Genomic DNA, 18,287 nt, shown 5'->3' on the forward strand with positions numbered 1-18,287 from the left:
GTTGATAAGCGGCTGGCAGGCAATTGGAGCAAGGCGGCAGGATGGGGAACCTACCTGCCGCTTTGTCTGTAGACGTCTGCTTGCAGTTGTTCATGAGCTTTAATGTAGTGGTTATTGCCAATAAAAAAATCTTCTTCCTGTGGCAGAAATTTCCTTGCTTTTCATATCCTGCCCAACAAGGTTGGTCAAAGAATGTCGATGGATACCACTGTTTTCCATAATCCCGGCCTGACCATCGCTTTTTCCCTCGCTCTGGGAATGATGGCGCAGGCGCTGGCGCATCACTTGCGCGTGCCGGGAATTGTGTTGCTGCTTGCTGCCGGTGTGTTGTTCGGCCCGGACGGTATGGGTATTATTCGCCCGGAGACGCTTGGCTCTTCATTGACCATTCTTACCGGGTTTGCCGTTGCCGTCATTCTCTTTGAAGGGGGTATGAAGCTCAAATTCGGTCAGCTGAAGCGTGTCCAGCGTTCCATTCGCCAACTCATCCTTTTCGGTGGTTTGCTGACGGTGGCCGGCGGTGCGGCGGCGGCCCATTATCTTCTCCATTGGCCGTGGAAAACCGCCGTGCTGTTCGGGACATTGATTATGGTGACCGGCCCTACGGTGATCAACCCGCTGCTGAAGCGGTTGAAAGTCAAGCGGTCGGTAGCCACCGTGCTTGAGGCCGAAGGGGTTCTGATCGATGCCATTGGCGCGGTGGTGGCTACTGTCGCTCTTGAAGCCGCACTCACTCCCGAGCACGGCGGCCCTTTGGTCTGGTGCTGGGACGTGATTTCACGCCTTGGCTTTGGCGCGGTCAGCGGCGGTGTGGTGGCGCTGTTGTTGGTCGTTTTGTACCGTAAACGGCGCCTGATCCCGGTGGGTACGGAAAATGTTTTTACTCTGTCCGTCATGTTGGCTCTTTTTCAGGGGGCCAATCTGATCCTGCCGGAAAGCGGTATTGCCGCCGTGACCGTGGCTGGTATAGTTACCGGCAACGTTAGCAGCCATGCCCTGCGGGAACTGGTGGAATTCAAAGAAGAGCTGACCGTCATGCTGATCGGGATGCTCTTTGTACTGCTGGCGGCGGATGTTCGTCTGGTTCAGGTTGTCTCTCTGGGTTGGCCGGCCCTTGGTGTTGTCGCAATACTCATGTTTCTGGTGCGGCCGGTTGCCGTGCTTGCCGGCACCTGCTGTTCCAGTCTCGGCTGGAAAGAACGGTTTTTTATCGCCTGGATAGGGCCGCGGGGAATTGTAGCCGCGGCGGTGGCTTCTTTTTTTGCCGCCGCGTTCACTGAACAGGGGCTGTCCGGGGGCTACGAGCTGCGTGCCCTGGTTTTTCTGGTTATCGCTGTTACGGTGGTCTTTTCCGGCCTGACCGGAGGTCCCATGGCCGGCGCCCTTGGGCTGCGGCGGCCAAGTCAGTTGGGTTGGGTCATCCTGGGGGCCAACGCCCTGGCCCGGGGGGTGGCAAAGCTATTTATGGAAGATGGCCAGGAAATTGTTTGCATCGACGCCAATGCGGACCACTGCCAGGCGGCGGAATTTGATTGTACCCGAGTTATTTACGGCAACGGTCTTGATATTACCTATCTTCAGCGGGCGGAAATCGATATCCGCCGGGGGGCCTTGGCGCTGACTGCCAATGAAGGGGTGAACTATCTTTTTATGCAAGTAGCGAAGGGGGAGGTTAAAGAACTGCTGCTGTATACCGTGTTGAAAGCTGACAGCACCTCATTGACTGTGGAGATGCTCCATCAGGACGGCGCTGAAGAGGCCTTTGGCATGCCGATCGATGTTCCTGCCTGGGACCGCCGATTTGCAGCAAAACAGGTTGGTCTTCAGCGGTGGAAGGTTTCCCAGGAGTCGCCCGGCAATTCTGCGGGAGAACCGCTGCTGGTGGATTATTCCGGCAATGGCCTGCTTGCCGCCGCGGTCCGCAGAAATGGTGAGTTATGGCCTGTCGGTGATTCCCTGCGGGTCAAGAATGGGGATGAAGTGTATTTTTTTGTTTTTGCTCCGGAGCTCCAGGCTGCTGATGAGTGGTTGACGCGCAATGGCTGGCAGCTGCTCGACACTGTTACTGGCGATGTTTTCTCAACCTCCGCCTGCCAGCTGGTGAAAAGCCCCCGGGATGCGGAGCAGGTGTTGTGAGTTTGTCGCTGGTGAGGGTCTGCGTACGAGTTGAGTTCATGAACCCGTCAACCTGCCAGTTTGGAATAGATATGCAAGACAGACATGCTTTCGCTTTTTGTCACATTTTCAGTTGATTGGTGGTTTTTTACGGAGGGAGGATATGGCAAGGTTTTTGAAGAAGAAAGAGGCTTCTCTGGGGCAGGTTCCCGGTGAACTGGTTTTTATCGGCGAGCAGAAAGTGCAGGAGGTGACCATTCGGGTTATTGACTATGATCAAGAACACCTGAGTGAACAGTATCTGCAGGATATCGGTGATGGCATCCCCTACAAGGAAACCTCGACCGTTACCTGGCTCAACATCAACGGCCTCCATGATACGGAACTGATCAGGGAGATCGGCAATGGTTTCGGACTGCACGCCCTGGTTCTCGAAGATGTCGTCAACACCGGCCAGCGGCCGAAAATGGAGGAGTATGACGACTACCTCTTTTTTGTCCTCAAAATGATGCGCTATGATGAGGATGAGGGAAAAATCTACAGCGAACAGCTGAGCATGATTCTCGGAAAAACCTATCTGCTGACCTTCCAGGAGCGGCCGGGTGACGTTTTTGAACCGGTGCGCGAGCGGATCCGCAAGCAGAAGGGCAGAATCCGCAAGGTCGGCATTGACTATCTGGCCTATGCGTTGCTGGACACCATCGTGGACAATTATATCTTTATCGTTGAACGATTGGGGGGAAAGATCGAAGAGATCGAGGACGAGATCCTGGAAAATCCGACGCGGGATGTTCTTGCCAGAATTAATGCCTACAAGCGGGAAATAAACTACCTGCGCAAGGCGATCAGGCCGGCAAGAGAGTTTATTCTCCAACTGAGCAGGCTTGACTCAGACCTTGTTCAGGAGCAGACCATCCCTTTTCTGAAGGACCTCCTTGATCTTGCCACCCAGACGGTGGAGATTATTGACACCTACCGGGACATGCTGTCCGATCATCTGGAGATCTACAATACCGGGGTGAACAACCGGCTCAATGAGATCATGAAAGTCCTGACGATCTTTTCGGCGATCTTTATTCCTCTCACCTTTATCGCCGGCATCTACGGGACCAATTTCGAGTATCTGCCGGAGCTCCATTACCGCTACAGCTACCTGGTCTTCTGGGGGGTGCTGGTGGTGGTTGCCCTGGTGATGGTCAGGTTTTTTCAGCGCAGAAACTGGCTGTGAAACCAAGGGCTAGGCTGGTGTCAGGGGGTTCCCTTATGTGCAGGGCGGCAATGCCAGCGTTGGGTTTCTTCAGAATGTTGACGTTGTCAAAACCCTTTGCGGAATGCCCCGGGGCTTGCCCCGGGGAGTTTCACTCTACGTTGCTTTCCAAACGATCTCATACAACTCTTTTCTACGACTTTGTAAATTACGTACACTTCCCTGTTGTCGCAGTTCTTTCAGCAGATCAAGATCTAAATCAACCATCAAGGTCATCTCGGTATTTGGGGTTGCTTCAGCGGCAATAGCGTCATGGGGAAAAGCGAAGTCGGACGGCGTAAAAACAGCCGATTGAGAATACTGAATATCCATGTTTTCAATTTTCGGCAGGTTGCCGACACTGCCGGAAATTGCCACATAGCATTCATTTTCAATCGCCCGGGCCTGGGCACATCGCCGAACTCGAAGATAGGCATTTTTCGTATCGGTCCAATAAGGAACAAAAAGAATCATCATACCTTTGTCAACCAGGTGCCGAGACAGTTCCGGAAACTCGACGTCGTAACAAATCAGAATACCTATTTTGCCAATATCGGTATCAAATATCTTGATTTCACTGCCGCCTTTCAATCCCCAATATTTCGCCTCATCGGGAGTTATATGCACCTTGTACTGGGCATCCCAGGTGCCATCACGTCGGCATAAAAAAGAGACATTATATAAACTGTCATCTTTCAGGTGCGGCAAACTGCCAACTACGATGTTTATATTATATGATATCGCCATATTGATGAAACCTGATCGTATTTCATCAGTGTATTCAGAGAGTGCACGCATAGCTTCAGCGGGATTGTTCTGATCAAAATTTTTCAGTAACGGTGCATTGAAAAATTCAGGAAACAGAACAAGATCAGAATTATAGCCGGATACCGCATCAACAAAGAATTCAGCCTGTTGCAGAAAATCATCAACAGTATGAAAGGTGCGCATCTGCCATTGAACCACACCAATGCGAGGATATGATTTTCTCCCGCCAAATAATTGCTGACGCTTTTCATAGTAGATATTGTTCCATTCCATCAAGACGCCATAGGCATTGGACTCAGAGTCTTCCGGAATGTAGTTTTTCAGTATTTTCTTGATATGGAAATCATTTGCTAACTGAAACGAGAGGACTGGATCATATATCTCATTAACCTTAACTTTTTGGATATATTCAGCCGGCGACATGTTTTCTGCGTGTTCTCCATATCCAGGAATCCTGCCACCAAAAATTATGCCTTTCAGATTCATCGTTTCACATAGTTCTTTGCGTGCGGCGTAGAGGCGCCGACCGAGTCTCAATCCACGATAATCAGGGGTAACAAATACATCGATACCATACAACGAGTCGCCTCTTGAATCATGAGCGGTCATCATTCCCCCACCCACAACATCTTCATAGGTATGTCGACTTTCGAAGTCCACTGCATTGACGAGGATTGCGAGAGCAGCGGCCACTACCGTTCCTTTATCTTCGATACATATCTGTCCTTCCGGAAACGTGTCGATCAGGGCATGATATTCATCAGGCAGCCAGGCACCGCCCAAGTCCGGATAAACCTGGTCCATAATGCGCTTGATGTGTGCATAATCCTGATGGGTCAATCCGCGAATGGTTAGTTTATGTTCTTGATGTTCCATTTCTTTCATTTTGATTCAAAGCTCCCTCCAGCACGTACCAATTGATTGTGCAGTGATAGTATTCTTTTGGCACAATAGCAGAATGCTTTTTTTCCTTTAGTGCTGATTTTTATAGTTTACCATATTATCCAAGCTTTAGGTATCATTCTCTAGGTTTGGGTTGACAGTTTTTAATAATATGGGGGCCACCTCAAGGGGGAAAGTGATGTTGGTGAAAGAACAACTTCAAAGACAGCGCTGGGGGAAGTTGAAGAACAGGAACCCGCCTTTTGTGACCTCTCAGCCTTATCCAGTTGCCATGCTATTGCCGGCAAGCGTTGTAGTAATGCCGTCATGAAAGGGAAGCGGGTCTGCTACCTCCACGGCGGGAAGTCGGCAGGGGCGCCAAGGCAAGAAGAATGTCCTGAAACACGTGGCTTATAGCTGGGACATAAAACGGGCGCATGCGGGGCAAAGCGCAAAATTGCAGAGGTGAGAAACGTAACTGGAAAAGAGTCAGATTTTATGAGGAAAACCGGCTGTTAGGGGGTGAAACAGCAAAAGGGGAAGTCATGGCGACTTCCCCTTTTGCTGTTCTAACCAACTGAATTGTAGGTATTTTTTGGGGCTGGGTACGGGATTCGAACCCGCGACTTTCAGCTTGGGAAGCTGATACTTCGTAGTGCAATAGTATGCAAGTGAAGGTTGAGGATGGCAAAGATATCAATCATTAATTCTTTTAGTGGCAGGTGCCTCTTGTTGTTATATTGACACCCATCTGACAACCAATATATAGAAAAAACCGCATATCTGCCGTCAAGGGCTAAATATGCGGTTTTATTGGTGGTAGGCGGTACTGGATTTGAACCAGTGACTTCTACCGTGTGAAGGTAGCACTCTCCCACTGAGTTAACCGCCCGGATCATCATTGAAGGATTGTTGTATAGCATGGCGCCAGGTGGTGATGCAAGACTAAATTAACCGCTTTATTTCATCGCAATCATCTTTCAAGTTTTTTCCTGCTGTTGCCGAATATCCTGCTAAGGAGAGGGAGTAACCCTGAGGGATGGAACGATGAGCGAAGAATCCTGTGTTATGGAACTTGGCCTTCTCATTGACCGGTATGGAGAAAAGTACATTGTCGAGCATCTGGCAGCGCTTGTCGGCCAGCGGCAGCTTGAAAGAGCCAGAACGGAATATTTCCTTGATCAGGCTTTTTCAACGTGCACGGCTCCAAACCTTGATATGTAGGGGATTCAGCAATTTATGAAGCCGTTATAACGGTAATGACTACTTTGTTTTATATAAAACAGGGGCAGCCAACGGCTGCCCCTGTGCTTTTACCATTCAACAACCGCCGCCGCCCAAGTCAACCCGCCGCCGAAAACCGTCAAGAGTACCAGATCACCTTTTTCCAGAAAGCCGCTCCGATTGGCTTCGTTGAGGGCGATGGGAATGGTGCCTGCCGAGGTGTTGCCATAGCGGTCGATATTGACAAAAACCTGATCGAGGGGCCGCTTGAATTGTTTGGCCAGCATTTCGATGATCCGCAGGTTGGCCTGATGGGGGATGATTTTGGTGATCTGGTCCGGGGAGATTCCCGCCTTCTGGATTGCTTTGCCGGAGATCTCCACCATGTTTTTAATGGCATGTTTGAAAATTTCCCGGCCCTGCATGACGATGTAGTTGTGTTCCGGCCTGAAATCTTCACGGCCTACCGGGTGCGCTGAGCCGAGTCCGGGAAAGTAGAGCAGATCTCCCAGTTTGCCGTTTGAACCCATTTCCACCGACAGGATTTTTGCTCCCTGGTTTTCCCGGGCGGCAACCACTGCCGCCCCGACACCGTCACCAAACAGCACGGCGGTATTGCGGTTTTCCCAGTCCATATGGTGGGAAACGATTTCGCCGCCGACCACCAGAATCTGCAGCTCAGGATCGTTTTTCAAGAAGCGGTCGGCAATTGCCAGGCCGTAGACAAAGCCGGAGCAGGCGGCGCAGACATCAAAACCCACCGCCCGGTCGGCGTTGAGCAAGGCCTGCATGGTACAGCCGCCGGATGGCATCAGGGTGTCTGGGGTCAGGGAACCGACAATGATCATGTCGAGATCGGTCGCCTCAATGCCGGCCATTTTCAGAGCCTGGTGGGAGGCAGGAAGGCCGAAGTCGGAAAACTTTTCCCCCGGTAGGGCGATCCGCCGTTCCTTGATGCCGGTGCGCTGGGTAATCCACTCATCCGAGGTGTCCATGATTTTTTCCAGATCAAAATTGGTGACAATGTTGTCCGGGGCTGCTGAACCAGTGCCGAGAATGACATTGTGTTTCATGGATGTTCCTTCCTTTCCCTTAAGAAATTAACCAAAAAACTTTTCGCCGACTTTTTTGAAGACCGGCAAAGAGCGCTTGATGCTGGCGTCATCAATACAGTAGGCCAGGCGGAAGTAGCCGGGGCCGCCAAAGCCGCTGCCGGGTACGGCCAGAATATTGAATGTCTGCAGGGTGCGGACAAACTCCACATCATCCTCCAGCGGGCTTTTGGGGAACAGGTAGAAAGCCCCGGCCGGTTTGGCGACCGTAAAACCGGCTTCAACCAGACCGGTATAGAGCAGATCACGCTTCTGTTGATACAGTGAAATATCGACTGATCTGCCCTGAAACCTGGCCACTAAACGCTGCATGATGCCGGGTGCATTGACAAAGCCGAGAATCCGGTTGCAGAACAGGAAACCGGAAGTCAGTTGAGCAAAATCATCCGCCGCTGGATTGAGGGCCAGAAAACCGATCCGTTCACCGGCCAGGGAAAGGTCTTTGGAATAGGAGTTGGCGATGATGCTGTTGGCATAAAAGGGGAAAATGGGTGGTACCGCGGCGCCATCATAAATAATTTTGCGATAGGGTTCGTCAGAAATCAGGTAGATGGTCTGGCCGGTTTCCGCCGATTTGCGGGCCAGCAGCTCCCCCAGGGCCTTGATTTGAGCTTCGGGGAAGATGGCGCCGGTGGGGTTGTTGGGCGAGTTGATGATCACCGCCCTGGTTTTAGCGGTAATCTCCGCTTCAATGGTATCCATATCCAGGGTGAAATCAGGAAGGGTGGCGACAGTTTTCAAAAAGCCACCGTGGTTGTCAACATAAAAGTTGTATTCAACAAAATAGGGCCGGGGAGCAATGACTTCATCACCGGGATTAAGAATGGCTTTGAAAATGACATTCAGCGCCCCGCCGGCACCACAGGTCATGACAATAGCGTTGGCCCCGACTTTGGTCTGCTGCTCCGTGCTGAGATAGTCGGCTACCGCTTGTCTGGTTTCAGGATAACCGGAGTTTGGCATGTAGCCGTATTTCATCGGCTGCTTCTCCTGGATAATCTTAAGCAGTTCCGCTTCCACTTCCGGCGGTGGACTGAGGTCCGGATTGCCGAGGGTGAAATCGAAAACGTTTTCCGCTCCCAGTTTGGCTTTCAGGGCGGCCCCCTCTTCAAACATTTTTCTGATCCATGAGGATCGTTCCATAAAAGCGGTGATGCGGTTGGCAATCGGCATGATTATTTTCCTTCCTGAACTAAAAAATTGCTTATAGTCTGGATAACCTGATCCATCTGTTCTGTCGTGCCGATGCTGATCCGGATGCCCTGATCCAGGGGCGGGGCGGCAAAGTAGCGAACCAGGATATGATGGTCAGCCAGAAATTGATAGAGGTCTGCGGCCTTGAACCCGGCCGGTGGGATGGTGAAGATGAAATTGGTCCGGGAAGGGAATACCGTGAACCCATGTTCAGCAAGCAGGTGGCCGAATTCCTGCCGTACTTTTTTCACCCGGCCGACGGTTTCTTTTAAGTAACTTTCGTCAAGCAGAGCCGCAGTGGCCGCCTCCTGGGCCAGGAGATCAAGGTTATAGCTGTCCCGGGCTTTATCCATTTCGACAATAATTTCCGGGGCGGCGAAAGCCAGTCCAACCCGCATGGCGGCCAGGGCATACGACTTGGAAAAGCTGCGGGTCACCACCAGGTTTTTGCACTCGGCCAAAATCCCCAAGGCGCTTTCTTCGGCAAAATCAACATACGCTTCATCAGCGACCAGGATGCCATCCAGGCAGTCAGCCAGTTTTTTGATATAGCCGTTGCTGAATGAAAAGCCGTAGGGGGCATGGGGGGTGGTGAGGTAGAAAAGCTTTATGCCGGTAGTGTCAATACGCTGCTCGGGCTTTTCCCGGTTGAGGGGGAAAGCCCGGGGAAGTCCGCCCCTGATCCTGGTCAGTACCGGATAGAGCGAATAGGAGGGTTCAAAAAACCCCACCGATTCTCCGGGATCGACAAAGGTGTCCAGCAGGATCCGCAGCAGATCATCGGAGCCGTTGCCGGCCAGCACCTGCTCCGGGTTCAACCCGTAAACCCGGGCTGCGGTTTGTCGCAGCTGATCGCTCACCGGGTCAGGGTAGAGCCGGAAGCGATCGCAGCTTTCAACCGCCCGCCGGATAGCCGCTGCCACCATCGGGGAGGGCGGGTAGGGGTTTTCATTGGTATTCAGCTTGATGATCTGCTGGTTTCTGGGTGGCTGAAAACCGGGTGTATAGCCGGCCATCGTGCTGATGGCCGGGCGAACATGGCGATTGCTCATAGCAGCTTTGCCGCTTCCTTGGCAAAATAGGTGAGGATCAGATCGGCTCCGGCCCGTTTGATGGCCAGCAGTGATTCCAGCATGACTTTGGTGCCGTCAATCCAGCCCAGTTGGGCAGCCGCTTTGATCATTGAAAACTCGCCGCTGACATTGTAAGCCGCCAGGGGATGGTCAAACTCCTCACGCATCAGCCGGATAATATCGAGATAAGGCAGAGCCGGCTTCACCATGATCATATCGGCGCCTTCCTGGATATCAAGTTCCGCTTCCCGAATGGCTTCCCTGACATTGCCGGGGTCCATCTGGTAGCTCTGGCGGTCGCCGAACTGGGGCGGTGATTCAGCAGCATCGCGAAAAGGGCCGTAAAATGCCGAAGCATACTTGACCGCATAGGCCATGATCGGCGTTTCGGCAAAGCCTTCTTCATCCAGGGCTTCCCGGATGACACCCACCCGGCCGTCCATCATATCGGAAGGGGCGACCATGTCGGCGCCGGCCTTGACGTGGGAAACTGCCTCCCGGGCAAGCAGCTCAAGGGTGGGATCGTTGAGGATTTCACCATTCTGGACAATGCCGCAGTGCCCATGGGAGGTATATTCGCAAAGGCAGACATCGGTAATGATCTGGACATCACTGGTGGTTTCCTTGACCGCCCGGATAGCCCGCTGAATGATTCCCTGATCATCATAGGCCCCGCTGCCCACTTCATCCTTGTGTTCCGGAATGCCGAAGAGAATGACGGCCGGAATGCCCAGCGATTGCACTTCGGCCATCTCCTTGACCAGCATATCAATGGAAAGCTGGTAATTGCCGGGCATGGAGGATATTTCCTTTTTTACCCCTTGTCCCGGACAGACAAAGAGAGGGTAGATGAGATCATCAACGGACAGCCTGGTTTCCCGGACCATGCGGCGAATCTGGCTGTTGGCCCGTAAACGTCGTGGACGATAGGAAGGAAAATACATGTCCTAAACTCCTGTACTTTGTTGTTTGTTGGGGACGTTGTTAAATTGTTAAATTACAATAACGCAATTTAACAATTTAACAACGTCCCCGATTGGTTGAGCCAGGTTTTCATGGCGTCAATGAGGCCTTCAACGGTGTAGTCGGCGGCCACCACCTGGACATTCAGGCCTGCTTCCCGGGCGGTATCAGCGGTTATGGGACCGATGCAGGCCACCGGGAGCTGGCGGATTGTTGCAAAGGCCGGGAGCTGGCGGCAATGGCTGACCAGGTTGGTTACCGTCGACGAGCTGGTGAAGGTCACCATGTCAATTGCCTCCCGGTCGGCAAATAACCTGTCAAGCCGATCAGCCGACGATTGGGGGAAAATAGACTGGTAGACAGGAACGACATCGACTATTGCCCCCCGGCTGCGCAGGGTTTCAGGCAGTATTTCCCTGGCTACCTTGGCCCGGGGCAGAAGAAAGCGGCAGCCGGCTACCGCTGTTTTTTCCAGAATTTTGAGTATTCCTTCGCCCTGGTATTCTTCCGGCAGCATGGTGCTGGTGAGCCCTTCTTCTGCGAGTGCACCGGCCGTTTTCGGCCCGACACTGATGATCAGATGTTGTTCCAGCTCACTGATCGCATGCCCTACCTTCCGGAGGTGTCGGCAGAAATACCGGACTCCGTTGACACTGGAGAAGATGATCCACCCATACTGGTCCAGCGCTGCGATGGCCCGGTCAACCGGCTCCCAGGTGTCCGGGGGGATGATTTCAATGGTCGGCAGGGCTATGGGCTCCGCCCCTTCCTGCAGCAGCAGGTTAATGAAACTTTCTGCCTGGTGTCGGGGACGGGTTACCAGGATGCGTTTGCCGGCCAGGATGTTGTCAGTTGTTTTCCTGCTCATAGCATTCCTGCAGAATTTCTCCAGCTCCCTGGGCCAGCAGGCTTTTGCCGAGGGTGATTCCCAGAGCTTCCGGATCATCGGCAGACGAGCGGGACTCCTTGATGACCGTGCTGCCATCAACCCTGGCCACCAGGCCGGTAAGGGTAACTAGGTCGGCAGCCACCGTCGCATGGGCAGCAATAGGGACCTGGCAGCCGCCCTCAAGGGTTCTCAAAAAGGCTCGTTCGGCGGTCACCGCCAGGCTGGTGGGCTGATGATGGAGAAAATGGATCAGCTCATTGGTTTGCTGATCGTCGATGCGGGTTTCCAGCCCCAGGGCCCCCTGGGCGATGGCCGGCAGGCTCAGCTCGACGGGCAGGACCTGGGTGACCTGGCCGTCCAGCCCGAGGCGCTTGACGCCGGCATAGGCGAGCACAATGCCGTCATATTCATGGTTGGCCAGTTTTTTCAGCCGGGTATCAACATTGCCGCGCAAATCCTTCAGCTCCAGGCCGGGGAAGTAGTGGATGAGCTGTGACCGGCGCCTGAGACTGCTGGTGCCGATGACCGCACCGGCCGGCAGATCCCCGATTGCCAGTCCCTGATGTGAGAAAAATGCGTCCCGAGGGTCTTCCCGCTCGGGAGTCACGGCAATCCCCAGACCATCGGGAAGGACGGTGGGCACGTCTTTCATGCTGTGGACCGCCAGATCGATATCGCCGTTGAGCAGTGCATCCTCGATCTCCTTGACAAACAGTCCCTTGCCGCCGACCTTGGCCAGGGGTACGTCAAGAATCTTATCCCCTTTGGTTTTGATGAACGTAATGGAAACCTCGAGCTCAGGATAGGCCGCGGCGAGCTGCGCGTGAACCCATTCAGCCTGCCAGCGGGCCAGCGCACTGCCCCGCGATCCGATTGTCAGCTTTTTTTTCATGCGTATTATTCCTGTTCCAGGTCTTCAGACGCTTGGTTAAGGTTGTAAAGCTGCCGGATAATTTCCACCGGCAGCTGGTTGCCGTTTTCGGCCTGCTCCTTGATGCAGCTGATGGGATGGTGAAGGATCTTGTTGACAATGGCCCTGGTCATCGCTTCCAGCTTTTTCTGTTCCTTGCTGGTCAACTCAGGCAGCCCGGCAAGGGTTTTTTTCAGTTCCTGCTGGCTGATCTCTTCGGCCATGCGACGCAGTGCCTTGATGGTCGGGGTTACCTGTAATGATTCAATCCAGGCAATAAATTTATCCACCTCGTGGTCAACCAGCGCCTCTGCCCGATCGGCTTCATGTTTTCGCTGATCGATGTTTTCCGCCACAACCTCCTGTAAATCATCAACATCATAGAGAAAAATTCCGTCCATATCGTTGGTTGCCGGATCGATATCCCGCGGGACAGCAATGTCGATGAGAAAGATGGGCTGATTTTTACGCTTTTTCAGCGCCGGGATCAGGTGCCTGGGATTGATGATATAGGTGGGGGAACCGGTGGAGCTGAGGAGGATATCCACCCGGTCAAGCTGGTTATGGAAGTCGTCAAACTCAATGGCGTGGCCGTTAAATTCTTCAGCCAGCTGTCTGGCCCGCTGGTAGGTCCGATTGGTAACCAGCACCTGTTTGACCCCCTGGGTGATAAAGTGGCGGGCGGCCAGTTCGCACATTTCACCAGCGCCCACCAGCATGACCGTTTTGTCTCCCAAGTCATCAAAAATTTTCTTGGCCAGTTCAACGGCGGCGAAACTGACGGAAACTGCGTTGCTGGCGATCTTTGTCTTGGTGCGTACCGCTTTGGCCACCGAAAAGGCCCGGTGCATGAACTTGTTGAGGATCAGACCGGTGGTCTGCTGGTCCACGGCCAGAGCGAAGGCTTCCTTCAGCTGACCGAGAATCTGCGGTTCGCCGACAACCATGGAATCAAGGCTGGAGGCAACCCGGAAGATATGCTGGACAGCTTCGCGATTGGTGAAATAGTAAAGATTGTCGGCAAAGCGGGCGGCCGGCAGATCATGAAAGGAGGTGATGAAGGCGATGAGTTTTTCCCTGGTTTCGTCCTCATCATCACAGGTGCCATAAATCTCCACCCGGTTGCAGGTGGAGAGAATCATGCTTTCCTGCAGTCCGACCTGCTGCCGTAGCTGCTGCAAAGCAGCGGGGATTGCACCTTCAGCAAAGGCCAGGCACTCACGAATTTCCACCGGTGCCGATTTGTGGTTAACTCCCAGCGTTACAATATTCACCTGTCAACCTCAGCGGACGGCATAAGCGTGAAGTCCCGACAGGAGAAGATTGACGCCGAGAAACGTGAACATAATGGCTCCAAAACCGATAATGGAGAGAATCGCCGCCTTTTTGCCCCGCCAGGCGGAATTAATCCGGCCATGAAGCAGGGCGGCATAGAGGAACCAGGTGATCAGGGACCAGGTTTCTTTGGGATCCCAGCTCCAGTAGGATCCCCAGGCCAGCGAGGCCCAGATGGAACCGGTAATAATGCCCAGGGTCAGCAGGGGAAAACCGATGCTCAGGCAGGAGTAGCTCAGCTGGTCCAGTTTGTTGAGCGAGGGGAGCCGCTTGAACAGGCGGCTGATCCGTTTGGTTTTGATCAGGTGTTCCTGAATCAGGTACATGATTCCCAGGCCGCAGGTCATGGCCAGCATGGCGTTGCCGGCAAAACTGAAGATCACATGCACCGGCAGCCAGAAACTTTTCAGTACCGGTGGATGAGGACTAACTGGCTGGGTGATGAGGACCGCCCATAGCATGACGACGGTGGTCAGGGGATTGATGAAAGCGCCGAGAATGGAAACCCTGGCAGTTCGTGATATCCAGATGTAGGCGCCCGCCAGGAAAAGGGCAAAGCAGGAGAGCGACTCGTGGAGGTTGGTCACCGGCAGTGCCTGGCTTTCCCTGAAGCGCAGAACGAACGCCAGCAGGTGCAGGATGAAGCCGCCGGTAATGAGCCAGTTTTCCAGCCGGCTGGTGGTCTTGGAGGCCCGGTAGATTTCGCCAAAGCCCATGAGCATGCCAAGGGCGTACAGGAGGAGAGCAAGGATTAGCAGCGGGGAATAGAGTAATGATATCATTCTGACCGGTTGGAAGAGAGAGTATTATACCAACATGGTTGGTTTTCCTTTGGGACTATAGCGGTAAAACGTTGAAAGTGTCAACCGATTTATGGGGTTAGGTCGTTTGCGGTATGAAGGGGCAGGCCTGGGGGAATGATGATCAAAGGAAACAAAAAAGGTGGCACTGTCTGCCACCTTTTTCCGGCCATGATGTCCCTTTTGGCAGGGATAATTGTATGGTCGGGATGAGAGGATTTGAACCTCCGACCCCTGCGTCCCGAACGCAGTGCTCTACCGGACTGAGCCACATCCCGAATGACCGGTGTTCCTACGCCATTTTTATAAGAAAGTCAAGGGTAAATCTGGGGTTTTACAGGGAGAAAAGGCTTGACTCTCGTTTGGGAGTTTGTGTATGTTCCCCCTAGCCCTGCCACCAGCAATGCCGCCTGTTTAGGCGGGTGATCCCCCAATATTTTGACTGGTAATGGACGCCGTGTACGGCATGGCAGAGGTGTCTGCGGCAATCCTCAGGATGGACCTTGTGGGTACGAAAAAGGAGAAGATGGAAAAGATGAGTATGTCGAGCGGTTTGAATGTTTCCCAGCGCAGCCATACGTGTGGCCAATTGCGCGCTGATGATAGTGGCAAGCAGGTGATGTTATCCGGCTGGGTCCAGAACTGGCGGGACCATGGCGGGGTGGTGTTTGTCGATCTGCGGGACCGTTATGGTTTGACCCAGGTGGTGTTCAATCCCGAAACCGCACCCGAGGCCCATCAGGAAGCCCACAAGGTGAGGAGTGAATATGTACTCCAGGTGGTCGGCGAGGTAACGCCGCGGCCCGAAGGTACGGTCAATGCCACGATGGCAACCGGCGAAATTGAGGTTCTTGTCAATCAGGTTAAACTGCTGAACCGGGCCAAAACGCCGCCATTCATGGTTGATGAGCCCGGAGAGGTTTCAGAAAATCTGCGACTCCAGTACCGCTATCTTGACCTGCGGCGACCGGTCATGCAGCAGGCGATGATTTTTCGTCATCGGCTTACCAGCCTGATCCGTTCGTTTCTTGATGGTCGGGGCTTTCTCGAGATGGAAACTCCTATGCTTACCAAAAGCACTCCGGAGGGAGCCCGTGACTACCTGGTGCCCAGCCGGACCAACCCCGGCCAGTTTTTTGCCCTGCCCCAGTCCCCCCAGCTGTTCAAACAGCTGCTGATGGTTGCCGGTTTTGACCGCTATTTCCAGATCGTCAGATGTTTTCGGGACGAAGACCTGAGAGCTGATCGGCAGCCTGAATTTACCCAGATTGACATGGAAATGTCATTTGTTGACCGTGAGGACATTATTATCCTCATTGAAGCTATGATGAAGCAGGTTTTTAAAGAGCTTCTTGGCAAGGAGCTGCCGGCACACTTTACCCGTCTTACCTATGACCAGGCGATGGCCACGTATGGTCTTGATGCCCCTGATCTGCGGTTTGACCTGCCCCTGGTCGACCTCAATGAGGTTTTTGCCGGCACCGAATTCAAGGTTTTTCACTCTGTGTTGCAGGGCGGCGGTATTATCAAGGGATTGAACCTCAAGGGCGGCGCCCGTCTGTCCCGCAAAGAGGTGGATGACCTCCTAGAGGTGGTCAAAATCTATGGGGCCAAGGGCCTGGCCTGGATCAAAATTGCTCAAGACGGCTGGCAGTCGCCGATCGTCAAATTTTTCTCAGAAGGGGAAGTTGCCGCCCTGCAGCAGGCCACTGCGGCCGAGGTTGGCGACCTTTTGCTGTTCGTTGCTGATAAACCGGCGATTGTCAATGAATCTCTTGGTCGCCTGCGCCTGCACCTGGGCAGGATGATGGGTCTTGTGGATGAGGAACAGTTCTCCTTCTGCTGGGTGACTGATTTTCCCCTGTTGGAATATGACGGCCAGGAAAAACGTCATGTGGCCATTCATCATCCTTTTACTGCTCCCATGGATGAAGATGTTCTCCTGCTTGACTCGGAACCGGGCAGAGCCCGGGCGAAGGCCTATGACCTGGTGCTCAACGGCATTGAGATCGGCGGCGGCAGCATCAGAATCCACGATTCTGCGCTGCAGGAAAAGATGTTTAAGCTGTTGGATATCGGCCCTGAAGAGGCCCGGGAAAAGTTCGGTTTTCTCCTTGATGCGCTCGCATATGGGGCGCCGCCCCATGGCGGCATCGCTTTCGGCCTTGACCGTATGGTCATGCTGCTGTTGAGGCTGTCATCAATCCGTGACGTTATTGCTTTTCCCAAAACCCAGAAAGCCACCTGTTTGATGACCGGCGCACCGTCGACCGTCAGTGGCCGGCAATTGAAAGAGTTGGCCATCAAGCAGGCTTAATTAAACTCACAGCATCCGGCTTAGTTCCGGGAGTTTCTGGATGTGTTTAAACGGTCTGCTTCTTGGAACAGGCAGCTAGATATGATGGAGGTTGTACTATGGGACAAACCCTGGTTGAAAAAATACTGTCGGCCCATGCCGACCGGCAGCTGAAAGCCGGAGACATGTCGGTCTGTACCGTTGATGTTTGTCTGACCCAGGATGGTACCGGACCGCTGGCGGTGCGGCAGATTGAAAAACTTGGAGTCGATGGAGTGAAAAATCCGGCGCGGACGGTGCTGTTTATCGACCATGCCGCCCCAAGTCCACGAAGAGAACTGGCCAATGACCATATGCTGCTGCGTGCTTTTGCGGAAAAAACCGGCAGCCAGCTTTCCGATATTGGTGACGGGGTCTGTCACCAGGTGATCATGGAAAAATACCTGAATCCCGGCGAACTGCTCATCGGTGCCGATTCCCACACCTGTACAGGAGGGGCCATCGGTGCTTTTGCCACCGGCATGGGGTCCACGGATGTGGCGGTGGGTATCGCACTTGGGAAAACCTGGCTTCGGGTGCCGGAAACCTTGAAATTTGTGATCAGCGGTCAGCTGCAGCCCGGAGTCTACGCCAAAGATATCATTCTGCATATTATTGGTATGATCGGCGCTGACGGGGCAACCTACAAGGCGATGGAGTTTGCCGGTGAGACGATCGAGGGGATGATTATGCCCGAACGGATGGTGCTGGCCAATATGGCGGTTGAGGCCGGGGCAAAATGCGGCCTGATCGCCAGTGATGAGATGACTCGCCGTTTCCTGGTGGAACTGGGTCGGGAGGAAAAATATCGGTCGGTTGCTGCCGATCCTGACGCGGTCTATGAACGAGTGTTTGAGTTGGACGCCGGCGCAATCGTGCCGACCATCTCCTTTCCCCATACAGTCGACAACACCAGGAGCATAGACCATGAGGACTGTCGGGAAGTGACCATTCAACAGGTGTTTATCGGCACCTGCACCAATGGCCGGATTGAAGATCTGCGGGTCGCGGCTGGCTTGTTGAAAGGCAAAAAGGTCCATCATGGGACCCGCCTGATTGTCACCCCCGCGTCCCGTGCGGTCTATGGCCAGGCATTGCGGGAGGGGCTGTTGGAGATTTTCAATGATGCCGGCGCCTCCATCAATACTCCCGGCTGCGGCGCCTGTGTCGGTGTTCATCAGGGAATTCTTGGCGACGGCGAACGCTGCCTGGCGACCCAGAACCGGAATTTCCAGGGACGGATGGGCAATGTCAACGGGTTCATCTATCTTGGTTCACCGGCGACAGCGGCGGCAACGGCCCTGACGGGCAAGCTGGCCGACCCACGGAACTATCTTTAACTATTGCTTTTAACCTAACTTGACAGTCAAAAGTTCTTTTTACAACGTACGTTAAACTAGCCAGTCAAGTTTTGGTAAACGCATAAAATAAAACATAAAAC

The 18,287-nt window shown here is 53.5% G+C and carries 14 protein-coding genes and 2 tRNA genes; 5 read left to right on the plus strand and 11 right to left on the minus strand.

Annotation, left to right across the window (positions count from 1 at the left end):
• The first annotated feature begins 192 nt into the window (after positions 1 to 192).
• Together JXO50_06700 and corA are read left to right on the plus strand one after the other, a co-directional pair.
• Positions 193 to 2,136 carry a sodium:proton antiporter gene (locus JXO50_06700; protein ID MBN2332779.1) on the plus strand — a complete coding sequence of 648 codons (1,944 nt, stop codon included), beginning with the start codon at positions 193 to 195 and terminating at the stop codon, positions 2,134 to 2,136.
• Positions 2,137 to 2,278: 142 nt separating this feature from the next.
• Complete coding sequence (gene corA, locus JXO50_06705) at positions 2,279 to 3,343, plus strand: magnesium/cobalt transporter CorA (GenBank protein ID MBN2332780.1); 1,065 nt, start codon at positions 2,279 to 2,281, stop codon at positions 3,341 to 3,343.
• A 135-nt stretch (positions 3,344 to 3,478) separates the two neighbouring features.
• Here the strand turns inward: corA and JXO50_06710 are convergent, their stop codons facing one another.
• Together JXO50_06710 and JXO50_06715 are read right to left on the minus strand one after the other, a co-directional pair.
• Entirely contained in the window at positions 3,479 to 5,014 is a 1,536-nt protein-coding gene (locus tag JXO50_06710) for a GNAT family N-acetyltransferase (protein ID MBN2332781.1), read from the minus strand.
• Positions 5,015 to 5,828: 814 nt separating this feature from the next.
• Positions 5,829 to 5,903: transfer RNA gene (locus tag JXO50_06715), tRNA-Val, on the minus strand.
• Between the two features lie 155 nt (positions 5,904 to 6,058).
• Here JXO50_06715 and JXO50_06720 point away from each other — a divergent pair.
• Entirely contained in the window at positions 6,059 to 6,235 is a 177-nt protein-coding gene (locus JXO50_06720) for a hypothetical protein (protein ID MBN2332782.1), read from the plus strand.
• Positions 6,236 to 6,324: 89 nt separating this feature from the next.
• Here the strand turns inward: JXO50_06720 and JXO50_06725 are convergent, their stop codons facing one another.
• From JXO50_06725 to JXO50_06765, 9 genes are all read right to left on the minus strand, one after another.
• Entirely contained in the window at positions 6,325 to 7,308 is a 984-nt protein-coding gene (locus tag JXO50_06725; GenBank protein ID MBN2332783.1) for a ketoacyl-ACP synthase III, read from the minus strand.
• Positions 7,309 to 7,335: 27 nt separating this feature from the next.
• Positions 7,336 to 8,520, minus strand: a complete 1,185-nt coding sequence (locus JXO50_06730) for a pyridoxal phosphate-dependent aminotransferase (protein ID MBN2332784.1) — start codon at positions 8,518 to 8,520, stop codon at positions 7,336 to 7,338.
• Between the two features lie 2 nt (positions 8,521 to 8,522).
• Positions 8,523 to 9,593: a histidinol-phosphate transaminase gene (gene hisC, locus JXO50_06735; protein MBN2332785.1), complete on the minus strand. Its 1,071-nt coding sequence runs from the start codon at positions 9,591 to 9,593 to the stop codon at positions 8,523 to 8,525.
• Positions 9,590 to 10,558: a porphobilinogen synthase gene (gene hemB / locus JXO50_06740; protein ID MBN2332786.1), complete on the minus strand. Its 969-nt coding sequence runs from the start codon at positions 10,556 to 10,558 to the stop codon at positions 9,590 to 9,592. The genes hisC and hemB overlap by 4 nt, the downstream gene beginning before the upstream one ends.
• A 68-nt stretch (positions 10,559 to 10,626) precedes the next feature.
• The gene (locus tag JXO50_06745; GenBank protein ID MBN2332787.1) at positions 10,627 to 11,445 is read right to left on the minus strand and encodes a uroporphyrinogen-III synthase; all 819 of its coding nucleotides are present in this window, start codon (positions 11,443 to 11,445) and stop codon (positions 10,627 to 10,629) included.
• Entirely contained in the window at positions 11,426 to 12,358 is a 933-nt protein-coding gene (gene hemC / locus JXO50_06750; protein ID MBN2332788.1) for a hydroxymethylbilane synthase, read from the minus strand. The genes JXO50_06745 and hemC overlap by 20 nt, the downstream gene beginning before the upstream one ends.
• Positions 12,359 to 12,363: 5 nt before the next feature.
• On the minus strand, positions 12,364 to 13,650 hold the full coding sequence (locus JXO50_06755; GenBank protein ID MBN2332789.1) for a glutamyl-tRNA reductase: 1,287 nt from the start codon (positions 13,648 to 13,650) through the stop codon (positions 12,364 to 12,366).
• A 9-nt stretch (positions 13,651 to 13,659) separates the two neighbouring features.
• On the minus strand, positions 13,660 to 14,493 hold the full coding sequence (gene ccsB / locus JXO50_06760; protein MBN2332790.1) for a c-type cytochrome biogenesis protein CcsB: 834 nt from the start codon (positions 14,491 to 14,493) through the stop codon (positions 13,660 to 13,662).
• Positions 14,494 to 14,712: 219 nt separating this feature from the next.
• A tRNA-Pro gene (locus tag JXO50_06765) sits at positions 14,713 to 14,789 on the minus strand.
• A gap of 263 nt (positions 14,790 to 15,052) precedes the next feature.
• On the opposite strand from JXO50_06765, the gene aspS reads away from it, so the two are divergent.
• A complete protein-coding gene (aspS, locus tag JXO50_06770) occupies positions 15,053 to 16,828 on the plus strand; it encodes an aspartate--tRNA ligase (GenBank protein MBN2332791.1) in 1,776 nt (591 codons plus the stop codon).
• A gap of 98 nt (positions 16,829 to 16,926) precedes the next feature.
• Positions 16,927 to 18,186, plus strand: a complete 1,260-nt coding sequence (locus JXO50_06775; GenBank protein ID MBN2332792.1) for a 3-isopropylmalate dehydratase large subunit — start codon at positions 16,927 to 16,929, stop codon at positions 18,184 to 18,186.
• The last annotated feature ends 101 nt before the right edge of the window (positions 18,187 to 18,287 follow it).

This window comes from Candidatus Anaeroferrophillus wilburensis (assembly GCA_016934315.1).
Taxonomy (GTDB): Bacteria; Desulfobacterota; Anaeroferrophillalia; order Anaeroferrophillales; family Anaeroferrophillaceae; genus Anaeroferrophillus; species Anaeroferrophillus wilburensis.

Bases quoted from the DNA above. Each gene is read 5' to 3' on its own strand.
- hisC (MBN2332785.1), bottom strand. From the start codon at position 9,593: ATGAGCAATCGCCATGTTCGCCCGGCCATCAGCACGATGGCCGGCTAT.
- JXO50_06710 (MBN2332781.1), bottom strand. From the start codon at position 5,014: ATGAAAGAAATGGAACATCAAGAACATAAACTAACCATTCGCGGATTG.
- JXO50_06775 (MBN2332792.1), top strand. From the start codon at position 16,927: ATGGGACAAACCCTGGTTGAAAAAATACTGTCGGCCCATGCCGACCGG.
- hemC (MBN2332788.1), bottom strand. From the start codon at position 12,358: ATGAAAAAAAAGCTGACAATCGGATCGCGGGGCAGTGCGCTGGCCCGC.
- JXO50_06730 (MBN2332784.1), bottom strand. From the start codon at position 8,520: ATGCCGATTGCCAACCGCATCACCGCTTTTATGGAACGATCCTCATGG.
- aspS (MBN2332791.1), top strand. From the start codon at position 15,053: ATGTCGAGCGGTTTGAATGTTTCCCAGCGCAGCCATACGTGTGGCCAA.
- JXO50_06725 (MBN2332783.1), bottom strand. From the start codon at position 7,308: ATGAAACACAATGTCATTCTCGGCACTGGTTCAGCAGCCCCGGACAAC.
- hemB (MBN2332786.1), bottom strand. From the start codon at position 10,558: ATGTATTTTCCTTCCTATCGTCCACGACGTTTACGGGCCAACAGCCAG.
- ccsB (MBN2332790.1), bottom strand. From the start codon at position 14,493: ATGATATCATTACTCTATTCCCCGCTGCTAATCCTTGCTCTCCTCCTG.
- JXO50_06700 (MBN2332779.1), top strand. From the start codon at position 193: ATGTCGATGGATACCACTGTTTTCCATAATCCCGGCCTGACCATCGCT.
- corA (MBN2332780.1), top strand. From the start codon at position 2,279: ATGGCAAGGTTTTTGAAGAAGAAAGAGGCTTCTCTGGGGCAGGTTCCC.
- JXO50_06720 (MBN2332782.1), top strand. From the start codon at position 6,059: ATGAGCGAAGAATCCTGTGTTATGGAACTTGGCCTTCTCATTGACCGG.
- JXO50_06745 (MBN2332787.1), bottom strand. From the start codon at position 11,445: ATGAGCAGGAAAACAACTGACAACATCCTGGCCGGCAAACGCATCCTG.